Genomic DNA, 25,520 nt, shown 5'->3' on the forward strand with positions numbered 1-25,520 from the left:
TGCATTGTTTTGGGTAGTCGCCCTCTCCGTACAGCAGGCCCTACACAATGTAGGCAGATTTAACTTTCGAATCAATATTATAGGGGCAAATAGGCTGTCGGGGCAACCGACTTCGTCCCCCCATTTGCGTTGTATTTCCAGCCAGGTCCGCTTCCAGTCGTTCGGATACTGGTCGTGCCACTTGATCACATCGGCAATACACTGATAAAAGGTGCTTTGGGCAGGAACCGCTTTCAAGCTCTCCCGAACAATGAGATTAACGTCGTTGCTCACAAACGCCAGCGCATACATAGCTCCTACATAGACGCCCCCATACCAGCCGTCGCCATAGTTCATGATATGCCCGATTGGATCGCCGATCTTGACAGCCGTATTGGGCATACCGGGTGACATCAGTCCCGAGAAATCAGCTTCGATCTGGAAGTAGATATCGTCAGCATGGGGGTTGTTGAGCCAGTGCCCCGATTCGGGTGCAGTCATCCCGTTCAGGACATTGTAACGACCGACCTGGTTGGCGTGCCACAGCATGTAGTCGGCTTTGGCGAAGGCGTTGGCATGGTCACTAACGGGCGCGTCGAGGCCTTTTTTCTCGAACACATCCACAAAGGTTAGATCCATGTAGAGATCATCGTACAGGCCGGGGTTGTCAATCATCGTTTTTTTGATGTAGCCATCATACCAGGGAATGGGCTGATAATCATTCATCATAGTCCCATTAAATTTGAATTCGGTTGGCCCGCCAAAGGTGCAGCCAATTAGCTGACCAGCCCAGCCGCCCTTGATCTTATCCTGTAACGTTGCTTTTGTCATGGTTACAGTAGCGGGTATAGCGGTTCCTTTTCGCGGAAGCATCGGTGCCGGATTGAACGCAGACAAGATCAGTAAGGGAAGAATGAAATAACTTTTTTTCATGGGGTTAACGACAAAGGTTAGCGTAATTGAGGGGTAAATACGGTAATGCATCAGCCTCATGCCGGTGATACAGGGGTGCCTGAGCACCCAATGACCGTTTCGCCATTTACAAATTTTATTTTTGGAACAACCGTATCACTCAGTGCACCAACTAAACTCCTAATCGATTGGTAATAACATAGTTGCCACATAGTAACTATCATCAAAAACGTTCACTTAATTCTCCGATCAGACAGTAGAATCTGTATGATAAGCGGTGCTTTTAAATGCCTCATTTGCTGTGTCTTACAACTCTTTCAATTTGAAATAACAGAATAGCGGCCACTGATAGGCGAGTAGTCCCTTTGCCGATAGCCCCCAGATGCCGATCTGCTGGGCACGGGCTCTTTGCTGACATACCAGAAGCCCGATCATTAACAGAAACACTGATTTCATGAAGTTAACCATTCGTTAGCTGTCAAACAGGCAATGGGTTCGTTATTCCCGGTTTTAGGTGCATGGCCACACAGACTATCGTCTACAGTCAGGTCCAACAGACCGTAAGCATTGTTATAGAGTACCCAATTGCTGTAACGATTTCCGTACATAAGTCCGCAGGCTCGTCAGGGCTACGTTGAGGGTGTTGTAAACTGTTTTCATGGATATGTCCATCACTTCAGCGGCTTGCTGATACGTCAGTCCTTTCATATACACGAGATACAGAATCTCTTTCTGGCGATTCGGCAGTTTGTTCAGTTCCGCTCTGACTACCCGGTTCTGCTGCTCGATCAATTCCTGCTGCATTACATCCTGCTCGTACGGCTGACTAAAAAAATTGGCCTGATCGAAAAGGTACTCCTCTGAAGTCAGCTTGTTCGACCGGCTCACCGTATCCAGCAGCCGACGACGTAGAGCCCGGTAGAGGTAAAACCGGATGTTATCCGTAGCCCCCAGCCGATCCCGGTTTTCGTATATATGCAGAAACAGCGTATGCAGGCAATCTTCGACGAGGGGCTTATTCCGAACCAGGTTATACCCATACCGATACAGGTCTGCCGCAAACAAATTATAAAGCTGCGAGAAAGCGTCACGGCTGCCGGCACGACAGGCATTCCACAGTTGAATGTGCTCGCTGGTAGTCAGTCGGTTATTCATGGATGGGCTCTAAAGAATTACTGAAATTTCACCAAGCTTTTATCGGCAATCAGGATGGGGGCGTCATAGATCGGAATATCGGTGAAGGTGTAGATAGCCCCCGTTTTTTTCCATTGACTAGGCGGAATTTCGTACACGCCACCTGTGATGATGTCTACGTAAACCGGCGTGTCTATGTTGGCGTTGGCAAACGTGAACGACAGCTTACGGGTAGCGTTCGACTCAACGGGAATGTAATCGTTCGCCCAGATCGTAAACACCTGCTTCTTCGTGTCTTTGTGCTGGTAGGCATACACCGCCAGACTCCGGTCGGTACCGGGCGAAAAGGTCATTTCATCTTTATTTTGAGGAACGAAAGTCCGATTATAGGTATGCTCCAGCTTTTTGATACGTTGCAGCGAATGATCGAAGATGGCCGTTACGTTCTGAATGGCGTAGTAGGCCATTTTAGGCCGGATGGCCCGTTTTGTTGAGTCAGACTTGATGATTCCTTTGTAGTTGAGCCGGTTGATGGGTCCGTTGGTATACGCCATTTCGATAATACCAAACACGCTCGTTTCAATGTCGTGACCCAGATCGCCCAGCATCCGGCGGGTGTCCCATTTGGCCTGCGTCAGCTCACTCCACTCGTAATCACCAAGCGCCCCCCTACCAAAACCGGGACTCGACGGTGCGCCGTTTTCGCCCTGACGTAGCGGAATATTCGGCGCGTATTTATCCAGAACGGCGCGTAACTGCATCACTTTGGGATAGTGCGAATCGGGGTTGTAGGTATAGTCGTGGTAGGTGAAATTATTGAACAGGTTGATCTTCTTTTTCTCGGCCAGCACCTTGAAAAACCGGTCGGCATAGTCCAGGCCGATATGCCCCAGCGCCAGCCCGGATACCTTCGCATCGGGTTGGATGCGTTTGATAATGTCGATGGTTCGAATGTTTAGGGCCGCGGCTTTCTCGGGGGTGTTTTCCTGGTTGTCGCCGAAGTTGGGTTCATTCCAGATTTCCCAGTCAACCACTTTGTCTTTATACCGTTTCACCATCGCTTCCACCCAACGGTCCCAGGCTTGCAGGGCTTCGTTGGACGTGGGCACCCCGGCCCCTAAATTCGACCCGCCCCCATTCGGGTAATTATGGTTGCCATAGGAGGTTTGCAGCCAGGGTTTCAGTCCCCGTTTGTGAGCGTCGTCAATGATATGATCGAGCCACGCCCAGTCGTACTGCCCTTTTATCTTCTCGGTCTTATCCCAACCGGCCTGCATCCGCAACCGCTTGATTCCCAGCGGCACGAGATATTCCTTGTACTGGTCATAATCGGTAAAGTCGCGGTCCATCGTCTCGCAACCAATCAGCCAGTTAGATGATTCAATTTCGTTAGTAGACCGGGGTTTTACGGTACCCAATCGGGGAAGAGAGACCGAAAAGTTTGACTTCACCCGGTCTTTCAACGTATCAATCGTCTGGGCGAAAACCGATCCGCTCGTCATTTGGAGTATAAAAAGGGCAGCGATAGGTGCGTTCAACCAGTTACTCTTCATTTTAAAAATTATATTAATTACCTAATAACCAACGGCTTAATGTATTTTTTGTCATTTTTCCATCCACTCCCAAATCCCTACCGACCTGCCGATACACTTCCGGGCACAGCCTTAACTCGAAGATAGCCGGTCGTTTTTGCGGGTGTCGATAGCCGGACGACAATGCGACTCAGGCCCGGATTGGGCGAATCCTGCATATTCCTTGCCGCAGAAACATCCTCAATGTCGATGGTTGTACCAACTGGCGATTCAACGAGTAAAGCCAGCGACTTACCATCCTGGCGCAACAGCAACCCGTTGGGCGTTCGGGTTATGGCCGCTTTGGTGAGCCACTGCCACGACGCGTCGACGGGCTTATTGCCGGTGGTCCATTGATCTTCGATAGTCACCGATCGGTCGGCATTGAGCGTTAGGTCGCGTTGAACATGGGTGACCTGATTCCGGTAAAGAGACGTCAGATCGACCGAGTTTCCCATGCTCCCTTTTTTGGTCGGTAAGGGTTTGACTTCGCCTTTGCCGGTGATGTCCTGATACGCCCCATCAAAGCGGAGAATGTTATGTCCCTCCGGGCCAACCCGGAACGTAGTCCAGCGGGTACTGGTTTGGGCATAGCTCCAGAGATCGAGTTTAGCCGCCCGCATCTTATCGTAGCTCTCCGTTCCCAGATCCAGCGCCCATCGAACACCATCGGCTTCGAGCACGAAACTACCCACATCCATATGCGCGTGGGAGTGATTGGGCGTTCCTCCTTTCAGGGCCACAAAGGTTGCCAGCGGGTCATTCCAGGCCGACCGCATAACCGCCATGGGCAATACGCCCTGCGAGGTCCAGTGGCGGGGTGGTGCCGTCGTGGAGGAAGCGGCTAGCGTCGGCTCCCACCACAGTAGTTCGAGGGGCGTGTGCCGGTTGGGGTGAACGCTGCTTTTGGCAGTCGAAATCGCTGCCCGATACAGTTCATGCACGTCAGCCACTTCCTGCCGGGCCAGATCCGGGCGATGATTTTCGCGCGCAAACCAGATCATAATGGGCTCGTTCTGTATTTCGGCGTGGTAGTCGGAATAACTGAAGTCCAGGCCACTCGGCCCTACCATTTGAAGGTTATAATCAGCCGTTTTGAGGAAGCCGGGAAACTGTTCCAGCCCATAACTAGTACCCAGTGCTGACCGGAGTGCTTCGATGAGCAACACATGAAACGTGGTGCCATACGACCAGTAGCTCGGCCCTTCAGGATAGGCTCCATCCGGCGCGTAAACGGCTCCCGCATGAGGCAGGTTTTTGATGGCCCGGTCAATAATCTGCCTGGCCAGTTCGGGCTCACGTTCGGCAATCGCCAGGGCACCTACTGTTAGTCCACCATGGCAAACCTGCGTCCAGTTAAAATCACCGTCGACCCAGCTACCATTTCCTTCCGACACGTCCAGCGATGGCAGTAAGGCATTTTTGACAATGGATCGGGCAATTTGGTCCCGTTCATCGGGTGTCAGCTCAGCATACAGCCAGTCGAGACCAATGCCAGCCGCCAGCGCCCCTTCGCCCACGTCCAGAAAGTGGTTCGGTGCCCAGTCGGGCAGAGCAGCCAATTGCAAAAGCTCCTGACGCGCCCGGTTCAGAAATCGTTGGTCGCCCGTTAGCCGGTAGCTCATAGCGAGCGTTAGGATACGACCCTGAACGGTACGCATCGGCCCGAATTTGAAGCCCGTTGACGGGTACACGATTGGTTCGGCAGTCAATGCCTGTTCGGCAGTTTGCAGGATATACGCACGAAGTTGTCGGGAAACCGAATCGCTCTGGTTCTTCACCTTATTAAATTGGGCGGCATTGGCGAACAAACGCGGGTGGTCGGGCAGGTGCTGAAGCTGCACCTGCGCGTGAGCAAACGTACTCAGCCACAGCAGCAGCGAGAGGCACAACAAGCGGTTTAAAGGTCGCATTGGAGCAGATATTTCATCCCGGCGGGATTGTTGTCAATCGTTTCAAACACGGCCTGCGCGTCGGCTAAAGGCGAAATCTGGGTAATCAGCGCATCGAGCGGTAGGGTATCCGAAGCGGCCAGCGCAATGGCTTCATCGAAATCTTCGGGTTCATACACCCGCGCCCCGATCAGTTTTAGTTCGCGCCAGAAAAAGCGGAACAGGTCGACCGCTTTAGGTTCGGCATGGATGGCCACCATAACAATTCGCCCCCGCACCCGCGCCAGTTGCGTCATAGCGGCAACGCCAGCCTGCACCCCCGACACTTCAAAAACAACATCCGCCATTGCCCCCTTTGTGAAGTCTTCCACCTGGGCAACCAGATCCGTTTCTTTGGAATTGACCGTTGCCAGCCCCATCGACTCGGCCAGTTTCAAGCGGGTCTCGTTAACTTCCGAAATAAGTACATTAGCGCCTTTCTGTCTGGCGACGAGCGCGATCAACATCCCGATCGGTCCGCCACCGATGATCACGACATTCTCATTAGCCTGCACTTCGCCAAGCCGTACATCGTGACAGGCAACGGCCAGTGGTTCTACCATAGCGCCGAGCGTAAGGGGCAGGTTTTCGGGTAGTCGGTGCAGGGTGTAGACCGGTACGTTCCAGTATTGCTGCATACCGCCGGGCGTATCGATGCCAATGAATTTCAGGTTCTGCCCAATGTGCCGAACGCCGTTGTCGACAGCCACTTCCTGCCCCGGCTTGAGTGGCCGAACGGTTACCCGGTCGCCGGGTTGCCAGCCCGTAACCCCCTCGCCTACCGCATCAATTTCGCCCGACACTTCGTGACCAATCACCTGCGGCAACGTGAGCCGTTGGGCCATTGCCCCATGATAAATGTGAACGTCGGTGCCGCACACGCCACAATAGGCCACTTTCAAACGGACCTCGCCGGGCAATGGCGGCTGCAAGTCAACGTCCTGTAAATGAAATGTTTTATTGCCAGTAAAATGGAGAGCGTTCATAAATTGATTGTGGTTATGTTATGTAGAGACCGGACCGGTGACATGTAGCGTCTCCTGTGCGTCAGCAATAGCAAGCGTTAGAAAATACGATTCGGCCAGTGAAACCATTCGGCCAAAAACCATCCGGCCAGGAGACGCGACATGTCGCGTCTCTACGTTACGCCCTTTCTAAAATCTGTAGCATATTCCCATCAGGGTCGTACAGGTTGCGGACTTTGCCGCCACCGATGGCGTTGATGACCGAACCACCCCAGCGAACCCCTTTTGTGTCGAGGAAAGCGATGGCTTCTTCGATGTTTTCGACGCGTAGGGCCAGGTGCGACCAGCCGGGTGTCCAGGTGGTGCGTTCGGGCCGGGCGGTGTCGTCTTTGGGCATCACTTCGAGCAGTGTACCGTCGGGGGCTTTCAACATCCAGACGGGTTTCTTATGTTTGAACCACTTCTCGTAGCCGAACACATCGCAGTACCAGTCGGCGAGGGCTTCCACATCGTTGGCCGCTACGCCGGGATGGTCGATGCCGGTAATTTTCAGTTGACTCATGGGGTTAGATGCGAATCAGGGAATACGTAGTGTCTTGCGGTACGACATCCCACCGCCGACCATGCCCCGAGAGCAGGGAAAGATGACAGGTGGCTTCGTCCTGAACGATCAGCGTCCATTGCTTCTGCCCATTCGACAGGGTGAAGGTGTTTTCTTCCTGCTGTAAGTGCCAGCGATCCAACAGGATAGCCTCATCGAGAGCAATCGCATGAACGACCGTACGGGCAGCGGCTGGGGCGGCTTCCGTAAAGCGGTAGAGCAACCCGCTGCCGGGTTTCCCTTCGCCGTACTGATTCGGCTCCACATGGTAAGCATCGTGAACGTACCCGTACACCGGATGACCCAGTTGCCCCGCCCCGAGGTGGAATAACTTCATTCCTGCTTCGTTTCGGCGTACCCTCAGGCACTTAGGCTGGCTGTCGACCTGGGCCTGTCCGTCGCGGTTATTGACGAGCCAGTTCCAGACCGTTGTTACGGGTTGCGCGGCTTCGATTCGGTCAACGATGAACAGCACGTGGCTACCCGCCATGAGCCAGAACCGCGAAAAGCGATGGATAGGCGCACCATACGCAGTCCCAACTTCTGACCCAACTACCGAAACGGGTTCATCCCGCTCAACCAGCAATCGCCGGTTGCCCCGGTCAACGGGTTTGCCGGGAATACCATTGAAAAGCACGCGCCGGGGCAGTACGCTTTTCTGCTCCAGCATGGTGGCTTTGGCCTTGTCTTCCTGCAAGCCCAGCGTTTCCGCTTGCAGGAGAAACGTGCAGGTATTGTGCGTCTGGGTGCTGCTTTCCAGTCCGTGAATCAGGTTCCGGTAGCAGCTATGACCGGGATCGACCAGCAGTCGTTCGCGGTTGTGAACGAGGATAAAACTGTTCAGATCGCCGTGCAAATGACCGGGTCCGTAGAGTCCGTCGCCCCCGCCATTGATAGCCACAATGGTACGCCCGTCCCAGGCATCGCGCATAAACGCATGACCGTTGCTGAACGACGTAGTGATCGGCAAATCAGCCTCCTGCGGACTGCCCGGCTTGGTGTTGTGGGTCAACAGCGGCAGGGTTAAAAACCCCCAGTCGTTATTCATCCCGAACGTAGCCAGTTCGTGCGGTCCCTGCATCGGAACCGGTTCGTAATAGGTGGCGAAAAGTCCGCGGGCCAAGCCTTTTTCTTCCTCCGAATCGCTACGTGCGGCAATGTGCAACAGCAGATCGCCCGAAGGCCGGAACAGAGCCGCGCTGTCGTTGAAGTTGGCCGCTCGGGCACGGGGTTCGTTTCCCCAGAAACCGTTTCCTGAACCAGCTAGCGGTTTTGCGTAAAACATACTGCTGGCCACCCAGCGAATCCCTTTCCCATAGGTCCCTACGTCGAGTAAAGCAGCTTTTTCGGGATATTTCCGGCAAAGCGCTTCGTAGGCCTGCATGAGCGCAAAAGCCAGGTAATTTCCGTATTGCAACGATTCGCCATAGGAGCCGTCGGGTTGAAAGGCTAGCGCACACCGTTGCCATTCCGATACGTATTGATCAATCAACTCCTGCTTGTCAAGAACCGCTGCCGCCACCAGTACGCCCGATGTCAAAATACCCCGCCAGTTAGCCAGGTGGGTATTTTTGTCGATCCACCGCCGACAAAGTGCCATTCCTTTATCGGTCAGTGCCTGCCGGATTTCAGCTTGTTCGGATTCAGAAAACACATCACGTGCCAGATCATAGACAGCACTCAACGCCCAGCACAGATGCGCCGTTTCGAGATGGCCCGTTAGTGGTTCTGCGTGATCGCGGAAGGCAGGCCCGACCCAGTCGTAAGCGGGCGTCCGGGCAATGTCGAGCGTAATGGTACGTAGCCAATTTGCTAACTTTTCTTCGGGCTCCAGGGCATACACTATGGCTGCGTCCGACAGGTATTCGGCTGCCGGGTAGTACCACGCCACGGTTGCATCAGGACCGAGCAAGCCTTTGGTGGCTACCCGCTCATATACACGTTGATGCAAAGCCGCATGAAAACGACGTAGCAGCGGATCGCCCGTTCGTAGCCCATCCAGAATCCGGCTGCGGTCAGAATCGGACAGAAAACAGGTTCCCGACTCCCGTTTGGGTGGCTCAGTTAGCATAATAGCCTCAGAAATAGCCTCCATTTTTCACGACGTCGGTTGGTTTCATGCCACTCTCTACCATTTCTCTGATTTCGTCTTCCTTGTGCATAATCTTCTCCGCGGCAATCAGCACGTCATAGGCGATGTTCTGCGGAATCGAAATCACACCGTCAATATCTCCGAACACCCAGTCGCCGGGCTTTACGGTCACTTCGCCCATGAGCACCGGTTTCTGGTAGTGGTACATCCGGAAACGGCCCAGCATACCCGTATTGGCTTTGTACTTGTGAAAGACCGGAAAGCCTAGTTCCAGAATTGCCTGCGTATCCCGAATGCCATTCACAACAGTTCCCCGGCAACCGATCCGCATGGCCGCCATGGTCATTACTTCGCCCCACTGCGAGGTGACGGTATCGCCGGTGCAGTCCCAGACGACGACCGAATCGGCGTGCAGGTCTTCGAGCATTTGCGCGCGCATTTCAAACTCCCCGTCGGTGGTGATGTCGGGGCCACCTTTCACGGTGAACGCCAGCCCCGCCATTTTCATGGATTCCCGGAGGGGTGCAAATTCGGGCGGTAGGCTGGTGGCGTGCATGTTGTAATTAAACCGCAGCACATCGTTTACCGCACCCGTGTAGAGTCGCAGATAGCGCTCCCGCATCTCGGAGACGGGGATGGGGAAAGGCGATGGAGCAACAGCCTGGCCGTTGCCGTTCGTATGGGTATGGAGCGTGTTCGTTATCATCCTGCCAGAAAATTCATGTTGTCGAAATTGATTTCACGGATCACGACGTAATCCGGTTGGTTAAGTACAAACGTGATCACGTTCGCGACGTCCTCAACCTTCAGGAATTTCTCCCGTGGCACTTTGCGGTCACCCCAGTAATCGCTGTCGGTAGGCCCTGGGTTTATGTCGGTCACTTTGATGCCTTCTTTGATGACCTGATCGGCCAGGCCGCTGCTCAGTCCTCTTGCGCCAAACTTCGAGGCCGCATAGACCGGCGCGTTGGGATTGGTACGTTGCCCAGCCATTGAAATGACCGTGATAATGTGGCCCTTTTTCTTCGGCTTCATCACCTTCAGGGCTTCGCGGTTGCAGAGAAACACGCCCCGCATATTCACGTTGACCATTTGCTCGTAGGTCTCCAGATCCGTTTGGGAGAGGTCGGTGGTCAATACGCCCATGCCTGCATTATTGAGCAGTACGTCGATGGGTCCAAAAGCGTCCAGACAAGCGGCAAATCCGGCCTGCACATCCGCTTCCACGCTCACATCGCCTTTGAACGAGCGGAGGTTTTCGTGCTGTACCTCATCGGTAAGCTGCCGTGTACGGCTGAAATCGAAGACCTTCGCGCCTTGTTGGAGTAATTGAAGCGCCGTAGCCCGGCCAATACCACCCGATGCCCCGGTGATAAAAATGACTCGTCCGGCGTTCCGGTTTGCAGTTAGGTTACTCATATTTATAAACTTGTAATACGATCAATGTTAGGTTGTCTTCGTCTGTGGCGGCTGTAAGAACACAGCCCGTCACCCGAGAGACAGTGTATTGCTTAGTGTTGGGACAACGGTGTTTTCGTTGGTGTTTCCTCCTTGATAATAGCCGTTACCTTGTGCGCTCTTGACCATAAACCGTAAGCGAGAATGAGGCATAACGTACCGGCACCCAGAGCCAGTTGCCCGCTCAGCATGTTTCGTGATGGGAAGCCCATAATTACGAACATCAGGCCCGTCAACCCGAACGCAATGCCGTACATGAGTTTGATGGCGTCTTTGAAAACGTCCTGATCGGCGTTGTCAGCTTCGGCAACAAACGGCACTGTCAGCTTATGAAAAAAGGCGTTCACCTTTGCCTTGTAAGCCACATCCTTCGACGGAAAAAAGCCCGACACGATAAAGAGAATTGTACAGAAGGCAATCTCGATTAGTGTGGCGGCTTCCCAGCTGATAGCTTTATTCATGTTCAGGACAAAGCCCAGCACCGTGCCCAGAAACAGCGTAGCCAGAGCACCCCAGGGTTGCGGCTTTCGAAGAAGAATTCCGAAAATGACCGGCACGATCATAGGGACAGCGAAGACACCCGCCAGCAGTTTGTTGGCCTCAAAAGCACCCCCAAATCCGCCCACAAAAAGCGCCCCGACCGTCACGATAAACCCAACCAGCAGCGTCATCAATCGCCCCACCAGCAGCGACTCTTTTCCGCTGGCATTGGGCCGAAACACCCGCTGGTAAATATCCCGCGTCAGTACACTGGCCGTTACGTTGTATTCGGCACTCAGCACCGACATGGTAGCCGCAAACATGGCTGCAATCATCAGGCCCATGATGCCTTCGGGCAGCAGCTTGAGGCACAAGCTCACGTAGGCCATTTCGGGATTGTCCAGCTTCGGTAAGATAACCCTGGCGGCCAGCGGAGGAAACAGGAAAATGACGGGGAAAATGAAAAATAAAACGGACGAAAGGATCGCCAATTTTTGCCCGTCGGTTTCGTTTCTGGCACTGTAGAACCGCTGAATAAAGGTCCAGTTGCCACTGTAGCGGATAATGATTAGCACGTAGTAGGCAATCAGGAAAAGCGGTATTCCTTTTTTGCCGTTGAACCAGGTCATATTCTGCGGCATAACCGCCTGCATATGATCGAAACCTCCCGCAGCATTGTAGGCCAGCGGCACCAGAATCAACGTAGCAAAAAAGAGGATAACGAACTGTACTACATCCGTCACGATCACCGCCCAGAAACCGCCCACTACCGTGTAAAGCGTGACGACGATGCCGCAGCCAATAACCGCCGTTTCAAACGGAATCCCCGAAGCAGCCGTAACGAAGAGGCCAATCGAATACAGTTTGATCATGTCGTCGAGCAGCTTAAAAGCCACTCCACTCCACGAAAAAATCTGCCGAATGGGTGCGTTGTAGCGCGTTTCCAGAAATTCGACGGGACTCAGAATACCGGCCCGTTTCCAGCGTTTGGCAAAAAAGAAAACCGCAATCAGCGACGGGAAAATAGTGCTCCACAGCACGGTGATGGCTACGAGTCCGTCGGAGTAGGCGATGCCTGCGTAGGCCACAAAGATGAACGTACTAAACTTGGTCATGAAGTTGCTGATGCCCCCGGCAATCCACGAAACGCCACTTCCTCCTTTGAAATAGTCGTTGATATTCTTGACAAACCGGCCTAAAAAAATACCAATCCCCGACATCATAATCATGTAGAGAATGATGGCTGTGTAATCGAGTGCTTTAAGTTGGCTCATGAGTACTTATAGGGTAAGGAGGATCAGGAAACTACAATCTCTTTTTCAGAAGTTTATACTCGATTTCTCGGCGATCATCACCGGGTAATCAGGTACGGGAATCTCCGTAAACGTCCATGAATCACCTGATTTTTGGTACTGTTTTTTCGGAATTTCATAGACGTGACCGGTTATCAAATCCACGAAAACCGGCTGGGTAAACTGACCTTTTACAGTTACCGTAGTTGGTTTGGGTATATATTCCTCAGCGGGTCGGGCTTCGCCATTCCAGAGCGTTATCAGACTGCCATTCTCTTTCCTTCGCCGGTAAACAAAGGCCATTACGGTTTCCTGGCTGACCGCTGGTTTAATCGATGGCAGCAGTTCAACCTGGTCGTCGAAGAGCGAGAAAACATGCTGGGCCGCCTGGTAAGCCAGTTTGGGTCGCTTGATAGTTTTATCGGGATTGGTTTGTAGCAATCCTTTTGTATTCACCCCCACCATATGATCGCCAGCAGTGTAGTGTATATCACTGATCGTGAACAGATTCGTAGCTATACCGCGTCCATGGTCGCCCAACATCCGGCGCAGGTCCCATTTGGCCTGCGTTAATTCGCTCCAGTCCTGATCACGCAAAGCACCAATCGTTACAGCTTTCGGTGTAGAGGGTGCCCCATTTTCGCCCTGCATAAACACGACGTTTGCATTGTAGGTCCATACCAGTTGCCGCATTTTTTCGATGTTCGGATAGGATGAATCGGGGTTGTGAGCGTAGCCATGATACGTCATAATATCGACTAGATCCAGTGCGTTTTCCTTTTTCAGTTCGTCGTAGAAGTCCTTCACAAAGCCTAGCTTCGTCACGCTCGCCATACCCAGCGCAATGAGCCGGGCGTTGGGCTGAATCGACTTTACCAGCCGGGCCGTGCGGACGTAAAACTGGCCAATTTCCGTACCTGTATGCGCTGGGTTGAGGTCAGGCTCGTTCCAGATTTCCCATTCCGGCACCTGATTTTTGTAGCGCGTCACGATGGCACGTACCCAGTTGTCCCAGGCGGTCAGGGCTTGGGGCGAGGTCGGAATATGGCCCGCCAGCTTGGCTTCGCCCCCACCTTCATAAATTGGGTTGCCGTACGACAGTTCCACCCACGGAGCTACACCGCGCGAAGCCGCATCGGGAATAACGGCATCGAGCCAGGCGAAATCGTACTGTCCTTTTACCTTTTCGCACTTGCTCCAGCCGCCCTGTAGCCGAATTCGTTTGGCACCCAACGGCCCGAGATACGTCTTGTAGGATTGGTAATCGGTATAATCCCGGTCGAGGGTTTCCCCGCCAATGCTCCAGGTGCTGGATTTGATGGCTTTGGCGTCGCGGGTTTTCAACTTCCCAACCACTTTCCAGTCGAGTTGAGATAGAGCTACGTTCGGCTGGGCGAACCCTGTCTGGATGAAAAGAAAACCAGCAACAACAAGTAATCCGATACGCATGATTTGTCTGTTTTTTTAATGGCTTTACAAAAAAGACCGGCAGCTTCCATGTCTGGGCCAAGCTCTGGCTTGGCCCAGACATTTTCCTAAAACTGTAGCCGATACGTATTGATCTGCCGGGCGTTGAAATTCGTTTTCAAGCTATTTTTAGCGGGATTCAGGCTTTGTTCATTCGTTTCGATATGCGTTGTTTGCCAGGCCCGACGAATCGGCAATGACCAATTCAGTGTGGGGGTGGCATCGGTTTTATTCAGATTCCAGAATCGGGCAATCAACCCGTTATTGATGCCTTCTTCACTGGGTTTCAAGGTCCAGATCAACAAGCCCGGCGCATCAGATTTTAATAACGAAAACGTCGTTTCGGGATACGTTGCCTGCGTACCGGTTACGGCTCCGGTTACGAGCGGATTCTGATCTTCAAGGGCGAATTTCATGGCTGTCAGGGCGTCGAAAGCTGCTGTGCGGGTTGTCAGGGCAAAATGGTAGCGAAACTTCGTCACTCCGTTCTGGTTGTAAATACCCAGCCGTAAGGTGTCCTTTTTACCCGACCCATACGTATCGACCTGCCCACCCGCCAGCGCGTTAAACTGTGCCGACGTTTCCCAAAGTGAATCGGGAGTACTTTTTCCCAGTTTGAAAAAACTACAATCCTGATTCGAGATGGTAAGGCCAAAATTTGGCTCGCCGATGTCAGCAAAATGGTTGAACGTTTGCCAGTCGTAGCGGGCATTCTGGCTGGCGTAATGCCCTCCTCGCGTTTCCTTTTTAGCCGTCAGAATGGCCCCCAACTCTTCGTGATTGGTCGTCGGGTTTGTCAGATTCAACGAAAACGCCCAGGTCTTTACGTCGTCGAAGTTGGCTTGCAGGCTGTCTTCAATGTCAATGCGGGGCGGCATTCCACTACGGCTATTTCGGAACAGCGTTACCCGAACCGTGTGGGCAATGGGATCATTGGAAACGGCTTTAAGCGTTACCGAAACGGGGCCTTTGTTCTCTACGACGAGCGCGTTCCCGGCGTTGGCATCGTTTGTGCCTATGTCATTAAACCATCGTTCGCCCGGAGACCCGACGTTTGGCGTCTTCACCAGTTGCCGATTGGCTTTCCGGTCGTAGAGTTCACTGATAACGCCCGATTTTTTCAGCCGGATTCGGTAGTACTCATTCTGGATAAACTCCCCGTTTACCTGAGCGGCATCGGGTTGGCTGGCTGGCGTTCCTTTCTGAATTTCATACATTTTGTAGCCCACCGACGGAATATTTTCGGCCCAGATTCGCACGAACGGCTTGCCGCCTTTCTGAATTCGCTGGCTCACGACCTCGCGCTTTGTTTGCAGGTCGATTACCCGAACGGCTTCCGTTCCCGAATAGTCGAGGTCGGCTACGTCAGTACGCGACCAGTTCAACGGATTGAATACGTAGAAGCGTGGGGCAGCCGTGCCGGATGTAGCCATCTTAAGCTGCTGCCCCATGGCCAGCGATGCCCGATTGAACAGCGTATCGACGTACCCAACAATCCGATGGTGCAGTTTGGTTTGCCAATTCGCCCGATCCCGTTTGGAAACGGGCCCGTCGGCAGTCCAGTCGTGTTCCCAGTACAGCCCGTAGGCTTCCCAGGCCAGATCTCGGGCGGCTTTTAGATCACGGGCAAAGGTGCTGTCTTTAAGGGATACCAGTGTCGATAGCGCTTCGGCCGACCGCAGTTTCTCGGTGGCTCGCCGGATGTGGGCGGTGGTTTCGTTCATCGACACCGGGTACACATCCCATTCGTTGCCGTAGCTCACCGATTCAGCGGGCAGTTTGGGGTACGTGCGGTCTATGTCGGCAAAAAAATCTTCTTCGTTCGACACCCGGACTTTACGCAACGGAGTTGAGTAGCGTTGGGCCGCGCTGATAAACGGGGGCGACACATACGTACTGAGGTCATCCCAGCCGTAACCAAACGCACCCGCTACGTTGAACGGATAGGCCGATTTTGTTGAAGTCGTATCACACATCACCGTCATATCCTCCACCACTTTACCCATGTCGCCCACAATGTCTTTGGGATCTTTTTCGCGCCGGGTTTCGGCATAGCCGCCCAGCGTACGACCGTTGTAGATGGGCCGGTTGTACCATTTCATCGTCACCGAACGGCCATCCTGCCCCATGTACCGATACAACTGGTTCCGGCGGTGGGCCAGGCTGGCATTGGATATCCGACTGGCACAGCCACAGACACCCCGCCAGCTATACTTTGCCCCCGACCCGGCCCAAAGCGAACTCAGGCCGAGCGGCAGGGTCTGGTTTTCCATGCAGACGGCCAGCCGAAACCGTAAATCCCATTGCCGTTCGAGCTGACCCGCGTAGTACATGCCGCGCAGTACGGCCTCGGTGGGTTGCCCACCATACGTACTGACCAGGCCTGTGAGGGGGCTGCTGATGTGCCCCGTTCGGATGCGGCTAATCAGCCGTTCAACCTGAGCCGGACTGCGGAATTTCTGATACGTTTTGATCCAGTAACTCCCATCCAGATTGAAACGAGCCTGAAAATCATCCGGGTTATTCTGCGTCGAATCGATCTGATTCAGGTAATAATCGATCATTCTGACGAAAACCGTATCGTACTGAGCCTCATTGCCCGTCCACATGTAATCGGTATGGTCATCATTGGCCAGATACAGCCGTTTGATGGGCTGAGCTGATAGAGTTAACCCAAGAAACAGATAAGCCGAAAACAGAAGATACGATGCTCGTTTCATATAAAAATCGGTGGAGGAAGGCTCAAACAGCCAGAGCCTGTTTGAGCCATTAGTAGCCTGTATTTTGGGTGATTGCTTTGTTCAGATCGATTTCCCGTTGTGGGATCAGGTAGAGCTGATTGAAATCTTTCACCTTATAGCCCTTGGCGGTCATAACGGGTATGAATCGACCCGTACGAACGAGATCGAACCAGCGGTGGCCTTCAAAGGCTAGTTCGACCCGGCGTTCCTGTTCCATCGCCAGCCGGAAATCTGCCTGCGATAGTCCGGTTTTATCGGCCAGTCCAGCCCGCTTCCGAATCTGATTGAGGTAGGTAAGCCCTTCTGAAGTGCGGCCCAGTTCATTTAGGGTTTCGCCGTACATCAGCAACACATCGGCGTAACGGAGCAACGGAAAGTCGACGTCCGAATCGGCATTCAGTGCCCCCTGTTGACGGAATTTTACTACGTACCGTTCATTTACCGTTGTACCATTCGCTGCTTTGTAGGAATTAAGCATGGAGGCATCTTTCCGCAAATCGCCGGGTTCATAGGCCGCGTCCATATCGGCGGTGGGCCGGTTGAAGCCGCCCCCCGTTCCACCACCTGCACCCAGCAATGCAACACTTGCATTCACCGCAGCCCAGTTCGACCACAGGTCGCTGCCCTGACCAACCTGACCCGATTTATACTGCACAGCGAAAATGTACTCCTTGTTATTGACGAAGGACGTAGTAGCCGGAAAAATATCCGCGTATTTCGGCATCAGGCTGAAGGCATTGCCATCAATTACTTCTTTCAGCTTCGCAGCAGCATTGTCGTACTGCTTCAGTGTCAGGTAGACTTTTCCCAGCAGGGACTTGGCCGCCCAGACCGACGCCCGGCCAGCTTCAGAAGCAGGGATAGTCGTGGGTAATTTTGTCTCGGCCGTCTTTAAATCGCTGATGATCAGCGCATATACATCGGCAGTGGGGGAACGGGGTAGGCTATTAGCCCCATAGGGTGATGTGATCTCATGCGTTGCTAACTGAACATCGCCAAAGAAGCGCACCAGGTTAAAGTAAAACAACGCCCGCATGAATTTGGCCTCTCCTTCGAACCGATCTTTCGAAGCCTGCGGAATGTTCACCGTCGGTAAGCGGTCGAGGATGGAGTTTGTTCGGGCAATACCGGCATAATGGCTGGTCCAGGCGTTGGAAATCGTCGTGCTGGAGAGCGCAAAGTTAAAATCCTCAAAATAATAGAGTTCTGTAGCAGTACCGCCCCTGGCCTGACCCGTATCGGTATTGTCGGTAGAGAGTTCGGTCATATAGAGGTATGAGCCACTTCCTTTATCAATAATACCTGGTAGTTTGAGTGCACCATATACGCCGACAATGGCATTGTAGAAGTCCGCGTTGGTTTTGTAGAAATTGGCTTCACTCCGTTCCGTCTGTGGAACCTGGTCGAGCGAAACGTCCTGGCAGGCACCCAACAGGCAAGCCGACAGGATGAGGGCAAAAAGACTGGTTTTCATATAAATATGGCGTTATGAGTCAGTAGATCAGAAGGAAAGATTAACACCAAACGTAACGGTTCGCGCCTGTGGATAGGCACCGAAGTCAAGCCCGAACGAGGTGAAGCTGTCCCCGCTGATGTTGGTTTCGGGGTCGTAGCCGAAATAGCTGGTAAACGTGTACAGGTTGGTGGCCGTGGCATAGACCCGTACGCCCCCCAATCCCAGCCGATTGACAAGCGTGTTGGGCAACGCATAGGCCAGTGTTACGTTCCGGATACGCCAGAATGAAGCATCGAACAGATACACGGAACTGTACTGCGTATTGTCGTTTTTGCCCCCACGAATGGCCCGGCCAAACAGCCCATTACCGGGCTGATCGGGCGAAACCCAGCGGTTATCATAGACGTACTGGGCGTTGTTCTGCACGCCCGAATTGTTGAGGTAGAAGGAGTTGTTATACACCTGCTGACCCACCTGACCACTGGTCATAATATCCAGCGAAAAACCTTTGTAGGTGAAGGTGTTATTAAAGCCGAAGTAGTATTTGGGATAGGGGCTGCCAATTACTTCCTTGTCATTGTCGTTGATGACTCCGTTGCCATCGATGTCTTTCCACTTTACATCACCCGCGTGGGCATTTGGCTGAACGGTGTAGGCTTTCGCTTCTTCCTCGGTTCGGAAAATACCCAGAAACCGACGCCCGAAGAAACTGCCGATGGGATAACCCGCCTGCGTAACCGCATAAGCAGGCCGACCACCGGACGCACTCAGGATACGTTCAGCATCGGTACTCATCTGCAGTACTTTGTTGCGGTTGAAGGTGATGTTCATATTGGTATTCCACTTGAACGCACCCACCAGATTTCGGGAACTCAGGCTCAGTTCAACGCCTTTATTTTCTACCTTACCCAGATTGACCACGGCACTGGTCAGGCCCGTTACGGCGGGGGTCTGAATGGTGAACAGCATATTGGAATTGACTTTTCGGTAATAATCGGCGGTGAAGGAAAGTCGGCTGTTCAACAGCGAGAAATCAAGCCCAACATCGACCTGTGTAGTCGACTCCCAACCCAGTTCGGGGTTCGTAAACGACGAACGACCCAGGCCGGGTGTCAGCACATCGCCAATGACGTAATTGGCACCGCTCAGTTGCCCAATAGCCCGGTAGTTGCCAATGGCATTGTTTCCGGTCAGGCCATAGCTGGCCCGGAGCTTCAGATCACTGACAACACTCTGGCCTTTCATAAACCCTTCTTCCGAAACCCGCCAGCCCACCGATGCCGACGGGAACGTTCCCCAGCGGTTGTTGGCCCCAAAGCGCGACGATCCATCCCGGCGTAGCGTAGCCGTAATGAGGTATTTGTCCTTATACCCATAGTTGACACGGGCCAGAAACGACTGTAAGGTATAAATCTGAGTACTCTCGCTACCACTCGTTACGGTCCCCCCGTTAATATTGGGAATCAGATTATCCGGGAAGTTACCGGCGGTGGCGATGGTTAGATTGCTGTAGGAACGCTGGGCCGTGTAGCCAATGATCGCGTCGATGCTGTGGTCGTTGAACTGCCGTTTATAATTGAGCGTGTTTTCATTCAGCCAGCTATTATCCTCGCCATTCCGCGCTTCGGCTGTCGACGGGTTACTTGGGTTGATCGTATTGGGCGTCCAGTTCCGTCGCTTGAACTGGTTGATGTCGGTACCAAACGTAACGCGAAGTTTGAGATCTTTCAGGATGGAATACGTGGCAAAGGCATTCCCCAGAATCCGGAATTGAGAGGGGTGAATTTTATATTCGTTGGCAATCTGAACTGGATTCGCAATGGAAGGCTGGCCTTCGGTAACGACAATATAGGAACTGTAGGAGCCATCGGCATTGTATACCGGTACAAAAGGCGGCATGGATTGAGCGGCACTCAATATTCCCAGTGCCCCGTAGTGCCCTTCGGCATTTACGTCGTTCTGATCGGTATAGCTGGGCGTGAGGTTTACTCCTATGCTCACTTTATCGGAGAGCTTGCCTTCCAGATTTGCCCGGAAGGTGTACCGTTGTAGTCCCGAACTGATAATGATCCCCTGCTGATTGAAATAACTACCCGACAGGGCATACCGGAAATTGTCTGTTCCACCCGAAGCCGAAATCTGGTAATTTTGGATGGGTGCTGTCCGGAAAATAGCGTCCTGCCAGTCGGTCGTAGTTAACTTGGATGGGTCCTGAAAAATAGCCGGAATCTGGTACGAGCTGGCGCGTTTACTATTGGGATCATTGATATTGGCCCCCACTACGTTGTCGAGGTAAGACGCGTTGCGGGCTTCGGTCACCCAGGACGCATACTCCTGCGCGTTCATCATCTCGATCTTTTTGGTCACCTGCTGGAAACCCATATAGGCGTTCACCTCAATCTTTGCCTTTCCCGATTTCCCTTGCTTGGTGGTAATAATAATGACCCCGTTGGAGCCACGGGAGCCATAAATAGCCGTAGCCGACGCATCTTTCAGTACGTCAATCGACTCGATATCCCCCGGATTGATGGTATTCAATGGGTTCCCAAATCCAGCATTGTTGACCGGGAATCCATCAATGACGTAGAGCGGCTCATTCCCACCCGTAATGGAGCTAATTCCCCGAATCAGGACGCTGGTGTTTCCTCCCGGAGCACCCGACGTATTGGTAATCTGCAAGCCAGCCACCTGGCCCTTTAGTGCCTGATCGAAACCCGAAACAGGTACTTTCTGAATGTCTCGGGCGCCGACGGTGGCAATGGCTCCCGTCAAATCCTTCTTCTGTTGCGTACCATACCCTACCACGACCACCTCACTGAGGGTTTTGTCGCCCGGTGCTAACTGCACATCAATGGTCGATCGCGAATTAACCGCAACTTCCTGACTTAAATACCCCACATAGGAGATTACTAACGTAGCATTACCTGTAGGTACCGACAGCCGATAAATACCTTCGCCATTAGTGGTCGTACCGTTACTGCTATTCTTGACCAAGACAGTTACGCCGGGGAGTGGCTGCCCACCTTCATCGGTTACCCGGCCCGTAACCAGCGAGGACGTTTGAGCCAGAAGCTGACCCAGGGTTAAGAGCAAGGCTAACCCCAGTAGCCCGGCCCGGTAATGGTAAAGAGAGAGGTTATTCATAAGGGCTTTCATATTTAATTTATCAATGATAAATATTAATTTATCATTACAATACTATCGTCAAATTAAACAATCACCAAATTTTTTCACTTATTTATTTTTTATAGGATTATTTTTAGCAAACTAATGATTTGAAAAATTATAAATCAGTATTTAAAAACATATTCAAATAAGGGTTCTTTATAAAAAAAGTACAAAAATCGCTTTTTGATGAATGAAATGCATTTTATACTTTGGCATATATGAATTAAACTTGCACTTACTATCACAATGATGAATTATGGGCTTTTTACAACAATTTGACCTGTCGGGCAAAACCGCGCTCGTAACCGGATGCAAACGGGGCATTGGCCGGGCGATGGCCGTAGCGTTAGCCGAAGCAGGAGCGGACATTGTAGGCGTATCGGCTTCGCTGGAAATAGAAGGAAGTGCGGTCGAGAAAGAGGTAACAGCATTGGGCCGTTCGTTCAGGGCGTATCAATGCAATTTGAGCGACCGGGCAGCCTTGTATTCGTTTCTGGAAAATCTGAAGCGCGACGTCCCCGTCGTTGATATTCTGGTCAATAATGCCGGTACGATTCTGCGTAAACCAGCCGCCGAACACCCCGACGAATACTGGGATGAAGTAATCGACACCAACCTGAATGCACCGTTTATTCTGACCCGCGAAATTGGCCGCGACATGGTGGCGCGTGGCTCAGGAAAAATCATTTTTACAGCCTCGTTGCTTACCTTTCAGGGAGGTATAACCGTACCGGGTTATGCCGCCAGCAAAGGGGCGATTGGTAGCCTGATCAAAGCCTTCGCCAATGAATGGGCGGCTAAGGGAGTTAACGTAAATGCGATTGCGCCGGGCTATATTGCCACGGATAACACGGAAGCCCTTCGGGAAGATGCCGAACGTAGCAAAAGCATCTTGTCCCGAATTCCGGCCGGGCGCTGGGGTGAGCCCGACGATTTTAAAGGCCCAACCTTATTTCTGGCATCGGAGGCCTCCCGCTACGTCCACGGCACAATCCTGACCGTCGATGGCGGCTGGATGGGACGGTAACTAAAGAGCGAATGGCTGACACTCCACACCTACCGGATGGCATTCACTCTTTCGCTCATTCACTCCGCTTCGGCGGTCCGATTTCGCTCTTTAAAAATCATGGTTTTAGTCATCGTTAAAGCGTTTGATATTTTGGAATGGGTGGCCCGCGATCCGGGAAGAGCCTACTCGCTTACGGAAATTGCCGAAGCCCTGCAGATGAATCAGGCGACCTGCGTCAATATTTTACAGACGCTGGTCGCCAAGAATTATCTGGAGCATTTAGGTCGAAAAAAAGGGTATCGGCTGGGGCCAATGGCCTACAACCTGACCAATAACCTCTCCTACAGCCAGAATCTGGTACTGGCGGCTAAAGAGGAGATGGAGAAATTGACAGCCGAGCTAAATGAAACGTCGATTTTAGGGATTATCCGAAATCAGAAACGGTTCATCGTTCATCTGGTCAATAGTGATCAGGACTTACAGGTGCGCAGTCGTTCCGAACGTAACGTGTATGAAACCGCTACGGGCCGTTTGCTGCTGGCCTTTATGTCGGATAAAGAACGGGATAGCTTTCTGCAAAGTAATGGCTTACCGTCTGAGGAAACCTGGCCCGAAGCCGCAACGCCTGCTGATCTGGATACGGCCCTAGCTAAAATCCGTACTCATTCGCTGGCCATTACGCACTCTAAAGCCCATATTCTCGGCCTGGCGGTACCCATTCGGAAAAGTGGGCTCGTTGTAGCCAGTCTGAGTGTTTTTCTGCCCGAAATTCGCTGTTCAGCCTCCCGACAGAAAGAAATTGTGCTGGCCCTTCAGCAGGCAGCACAGGTTATTAATGAACGGCTGGATGCCTGACTCAGGCTGCAACCGTTGGTTTGAATCCTTTTTCGACGACACTCCTGACGATCCCGTGGAACCAACTCAGTGGTATGATCCGCCGGATAGCCAGCAGCAAGGGCGATTGACCACCCACCGGGTACCGAAGCCGGAACGAGCGGTCGTTGGCGGCTACGAAAATTTTCTCGGCCACCACCTCCGGGCCCGGTGCATCGGCACCCGCTTTTTGGGAGTTGGCGAGCGTAACGCGCACATACTCATCGTAAGCAGTCAACCCATCTTTTTGGAGCAAATCCTGCGAGCGGTCGTAGAAATCGGTCTTGATGGCACCGGGTTCAATGTTTTTCACGCGGATGTTGAACGGCCGCAACTCAAACGACAACGCTTCGGTGAAGCCTTCAACGGCCCATTTCGTGCCGTGATAAATGCTGTAGATTGGGAACGTAATGAGTCCGCCCATCGACGTTACGTTAATGATGCAGGGCCCGCTGTCGGGGCCGTTACGTTTCTCCCGGAAGTACGGCAGAATTTCGCGGATTACGTTCATCACGCCAAATACGTTGGTGTCGAACTGGCGTTGCACCTGTTCCGGGCTGGCCGCTTCAAATACGCCCACAGCCCCATAACCCGCATTATTGACCAGTACGTCGATTCCCCCGAAAGCCGTGCGGGCATCAGCGAGTGCCTGCCGGATGCTGTCCATATCCAGCACATCCAGCCGAAATAGTTTAACGTTGGGGAGTTTGCCAAGTTCGGTTTCTTTGGCAGGTGTCCGCATGGTAGCGGCTACGTTCCAGCCCTGCTGAGCAAAATAAAGCGCGGTAGCTTTGCCAATGCCCGACGAACTGCCGGTAATAAAAACGGTTTTGGTTGTCTTATTCATGATGATCTGATAAACGATCTATAGTGAAAAAATATTCAATTAAAAGTTAAAAATTAAGACGACATGCTACGCCGTCTCTACAAATAATTATCGTTTGACACCGTCCCAGATAACAGAGAAGGTTAACTCCCAGTCGCTTTTGCTGATGGGATGGGTTGCTGCGAAAACAGAGCCTGTTTAGCCAGTTCATTAAGCATACCACAAACCAGCGTGACCAGCAAATCCGGGTTGGCTTCTTTAATGATCATTTGCTGCTGACCTTCTACCACCAGATCATAAATGGGTTGCATAACGCTGGCTTCTTCGGCGCGTATGGCCTCCGTTTCTGCAAAGTATGGGGAACGAAAATATTGCTCAAAAAAAGCGGTATACTCAGGATATTTTAAATTGTCATCCAGATAGTTACGGGTGATTTTCTGAATTTTAACCCGTAGTGGATCAGTAGCTGCAATCCCTGCGTTGAGGTCGCTGAGGCTTTTGCGAAGCAGATAGGCATAGAGCCGCTGAATCAGGGCAGGCTTATCATCGAAATAGACGTACACCGTACCCGTAGCCACACCGGCCTCCCTGGCCAGGTCCGACATTTTGAGCCCCGATAGCCCGGTCTGCATAATGAGCCGCAGAGCCGTATCGAGTATGATCTTTTCTTTTGCTTCGTCTTTAGTGCGCATATCGATTGGCGTATTGACGAGGCAAAGTAAAGTGAATAAAAATTCACTTGCAAATTTTAAATGAATTTTTATTCACTTTGCGAACGTATTTTTCTGACAGGATTAACCGAATCAATCCTGTAAATTCGGTTAATCCTGTCAGAAAAATTTACGAAACTCTCATTTCCCAGCCTTTTTCGTACTCCCGCTTCCAGAGTTGCGTAGCGGCTTTATTGTCTTTGATATGCCCGTTCGTCGTGTCACAGTGCAGGGTTGTGCCGGTACGTTGGGCGATGTTGGCCAGGTGGCAGAGCAGCACGCTTTTGTGTCCTTCGTCAATCGGTGCCGTTAGTTTTGTATTCTCCCGGATAGTTTCTACGAAGTTGGTGAAGTGCGTCAGTTCCAGATCACCGGTTGCGCTGACCGTGTTGTTGGGGTCGAGTTTGGTACTCGGCTTGATCTCCTTCACCAGTTTATTTTTGTCATCAAAAATCTGGTAATCGCCCCCACCTTTGTTGACCAGCGTACCCTTGTCGCCGTAAATGATAAAGCCCCGTCCACTGCCGTCGATGGGGTATGAACTGCAACTGCGCCCTTCCCAGGTGATGGCTTTCCCGTTGTCGAACTCGAACGTAGCGACCTGCGTATCGGGCGTCTGCCAGTCATCCCTAAAGACATACCGCCCACTTGACATACGTTGGCAACACCCATCAGAGCCGCTGGCGCGTGCCAGTAATCGGGGGCGGCAATGAGCAGCGCATCGAAGTCTTTTTTAATCACCAATTCGCGAATGTCCCTGATGATTGCGGGCCGACGGCTGGCGTCTTTAACCGCATCCAGGCCGTTTTTGATGGCTTTTTCTTCTACATCGCACAGATATAAGTCACCTCCACG

20 protein-coding genes and 1 pseudogene are annotated in these 25,520 nt (G+C 52.4%); 3 read left to right on the forward strand and 18 right to left on the reverse strand.

Features of this window, described 5'->3' with window-relative positions; genetic code table 11:
• Positions 1 to 43: 43 nt before the first annotated feature.
• The 15 genes and pseudogenes from WBJ53_RS19310 to WBJ53_RS19380 all read right to left on the reverse strand — a co-directional run.
• Positions 44 to 912: pseudogene (locus WBJ53_RS19310) on the reverse strand (ADP-ribosylglycohydrolase family protein); the annotation flags it as partial.
• A gap of 285 nt (positions 913 to 1,197) precedes the next feature.
• Positions 1,198 to 1,347, reverse strand: coding sequence for a hypothetical protein (locus tag WBJ53_RS19315; RefSeq protein WP_338869117.1), 150 nt, complete (start codon positions 1,345 to 1,347; stop codon positions 1,198 to 1,200).
• A 114-nt stretch (positions 1,348 to 1,461) separates the two neighbouring features.
• The gene (locus tag WBJ53_RS19320) at positions 1,462 to 2,046 is read right to left on the reverse strand and encodes a sigma-70 family RNA polymerase sigma factor (protein WP_338869119.1); all 585 of its coding nucleotides are present in this window, start codon (positions 2,044 to 2,046) and stop codon (positions 1,462 to 1,464) included.
• Positions 2,047 to 2,063: 17 nt separating this feature from the next.
• Positions 2,064 to 3,527 carry a beta-galactosidase gene (locus WBJ53_RS19325; RefSeq protein WP_338869121.1) on the reverse strand — a complete coding sequence of 488 codons (1,464 nt, stop codon included), beginning with the start codon at positions 3,525 to 3,527 and terminating at the stop codon, positions 2,064 to 2,066.
• A gap of 128 nt (positions 3,528 to 3,655) precedes the next feature.
• Positions 3,656 to 5,509: a heparinase II/III family protein gene (locus tag WBJ53_RS19330; protein ID WP_338869123.1), complete on the reverse strand. Its 1,854-nt coding sequence runs from the start codon at positions 5,507 to 5,509 to the stop codon at positions 3,656 to 3,658.
• On the reverse strand, positions 5,497 to 6,513 hold the full coding sequence (locus WBJ53_RS19335) for an alcohol dehydrogenase catalytic domain-containing protein (protein ID WP_338869125.1): 1,017 nt from the start codon (positions 6,511 to 6,513) through the stop codon (positions 5,497 to 5,499). Before WBJ53_RS19335 ends, WBJ53_RS19330 begins: the two co-directional genes overlap by 13 nt.
• A gap of 157 nt (positions 6,514 to 6,670) precedes the next feature.
• Complete coding sequence (locus WBJ53_RS19340; protein ID WP_338869127.1) at positions 6,671 to 7,054, reverse strand: VOC family protein; 384 nt, start codon at positions 7,052 to 7,054, stop codon at positions 6,671 to 6,673.
• 4 nt (positions 7,055 to 7,058) lie between these two features.
• On the reverse strand, positions 7,059 to 9,188 hold the full coding sequence (locus WBJ53_RS19345) for a heparinase II/III family protein (RefSeq protein ID WP_338869129.1): 2,130 nt from the start codon (positions 9,186 to 9,188) through the stop codon (positions 7,059 to 7,061).
• Positions 9,172 to 9,891, reverse strand: coding sequence for an RraA family protein (locus WBJ53_RS19350; RefSeq protein WP_338869131.1), 720 nt, complete (start codon positions 9,889 to 9,891; stop codon positions 9,172 to 9,174). Before WBJ53_RS19350 ends, WBJ53_RS19345 begins: the two co-directional genes overlap by 17 nt.
• Entirely contained in the window at positions 9,888 to 10,604 is a 717-nt protein-coding gene (locus tag WBJ53_RS19355; RefSeq protein WP_338869133.1) for an SDR family oxidoreductase, read from the reverse strand. The genes WBJ53_RS19350 and WBJ53_RS19355 overlap by 4 nt, the downstream gene beginning before the upstream one ends.
• Positions 10,605 to 10,696: 92 nt before the next feature.
• Entirely contained in the window at positions 10,697 to 12,397 is a 1,701-nt protein-coding gene (locus tag WBJ53_RS19360; RefSeq protein WP_338869135.1) for a sodium:solute symporter family protein, read from the reverse strand.
• 45 nt (positions 12,398 to 12,442) lie between these two features.
• Positions 12,443 to 13,864: a hypothetical protein gene (locus tag WBJ53_RS19365; protein WP_338869137.1), complete on the reverse strand. Its 1,422-nt coding sequence runs from the start codon at positions 13,862 to 13,864 to the stop codon at positions 12,443 to 12,445.
• Positions 13,865 to 13,950: 86 nt separating this feature from the next.
• Positions 13,951 to 16,602 carry a glycosyl hydrolase-related protein gene (locus WBJ53_RS19370; protein ID WP_338869139.1) on the reverse strand — a complete coding sequence of 884 codons (2,652 nt, stop codon included), beginning with the start codon at positions 16,600 to 16,602 and terminating at the stop codon, positions 13,951 to 13,953.
• A 49-nt stretch (positions 16,603 to 16,651) separates the two neighbouring features.
• Positions 16,652 to 18,097 carry a RagB/SusD family nutrient uptake outer membrane protein gene (locus WBJ53_RS19375; protein ID WP_338869141.1) on the reverse strand — a complete coding sequence of 482 codons (1,446 nt, stop codon included), beginning with the start codon at positions 18,095 to 18,097 and terminating at the stop codon, positions 16,652 to 16,654.
• A 27-nt stretch (positions 18,098 to 18,124) separates the two neighbouring features.
• A complete protein-coding gene (locus tag WBJ53_RS19380; protein WP_338869143.1) occupies positions 18,125 to 21,223 on the reverse strand; it encodes a TonB-dependent receptor in 3,099 nt (1,032 codons plus the stop codon).
• A 280-nt stretch (positions 21,224 to 21,503) separates the two neighbouring features.
• Here WBJ53_RS19380 and WBJ53_RS19385 point away from each other — a divergent pair, with 280 nt between their 5' ends.
• A complete protein-coding gene (locus tag WBJ53_RS19385) occupies positions 21,504 to 22,274 on the forward strand; it encodes an SDR family oxidoreductase (RefSeq protein WP_338869145.1) in 771 nt (256 codons plus the stop codon).
• A 36-nt stretch (positions 22,275 to 22,310) separates the two neighbouring features.
• Positions 22,311 to 23,111 (forward strand): IclR family transcriptional regulator, encoded by an 801-nt coding sequence (locus WBJ53_RS19390; protein WP_338869147.1) that lies wholly within the window; start codon positions 22,311 to 22,313, stop codon positions 23,109 to 23,111.
• A gap of 1 nt (position 23,112) precedes the next feature.
• On the opposite strand, the gene WBJ53_RS19395 is transcribed toward WBJ53_RS19390, so the two are convergent.
• The 3 genes from WBJ53_RS19395 to WBJ53_RS19405 all read right to left on the reverse strand — a co-directional run bounded on the left by WBJ53_RS19395 (position 23,113) and on the right by WBJ53_RS19405 (position 25,320).
• Entirely contained in the window at positions 23,113 to 23,976 is an 864-nt protein-coding gene (locus WBJ53_RS19395; RefSeq protein ID WP_338869149.1) for an SDR family oxidoreductase, read from the reverse strand.
• 122 nt (positions 23,977 to 24,098) lie between these two features.
• Positions 24,099 to 24,647 (reverse strand): TetR/AcrR family transcriptional regulator, encoded by a 549-nt coding sequence (locus WBJ53_RS19400; protein WP_338869151.1) that lies wholly within the window; start codon positions 24,645 to 24,647, stop codon positions 24,099 to 24,101.
• Between the two features lie 148 nt (positions 24,648 to 24,795).
• Positions 24,796 to 25,320, reverse strand: coding sequence for a Gfo/Idh/MocA family oxidoreductase (locus tag WBJ53_RS19405; protein ID WP_338869153.1), 525 nt, complete (start codon positions 25,318 to 25,320; stop codon positions 24,796 to 24,798).
• Between WBJ53_RS19405 and WBJ53_RS19410 the strand changes: the two genes are divergently transcribed.
• Positions 25,314 to 25,508, forward strand: a complete 195-nt coding sequence (locus WBJ53_RS19410) for a hypothetical protein (RefSeq protein ID WP_338869155.1) — start codon at positions 25,314 to 25,316, stop codon at positions 25,506 to 25,508. The two genes, WBJ53_RS19405 and WBJ53_RS19410, sit on opposite strands and share 7 nt — an antisense overlap.
• Positions 25,509 to 25,520: the final 12 nt, after the last annotated feature.

It is taken from the genome of Spirosoma sp. SC4-14, from assembly GCF_037201965.1.
Lineage (GTDB): Bacteria > Bacteroidota > Bacteroidia > Cytophagales > Spirosomataceae > Spirosoma.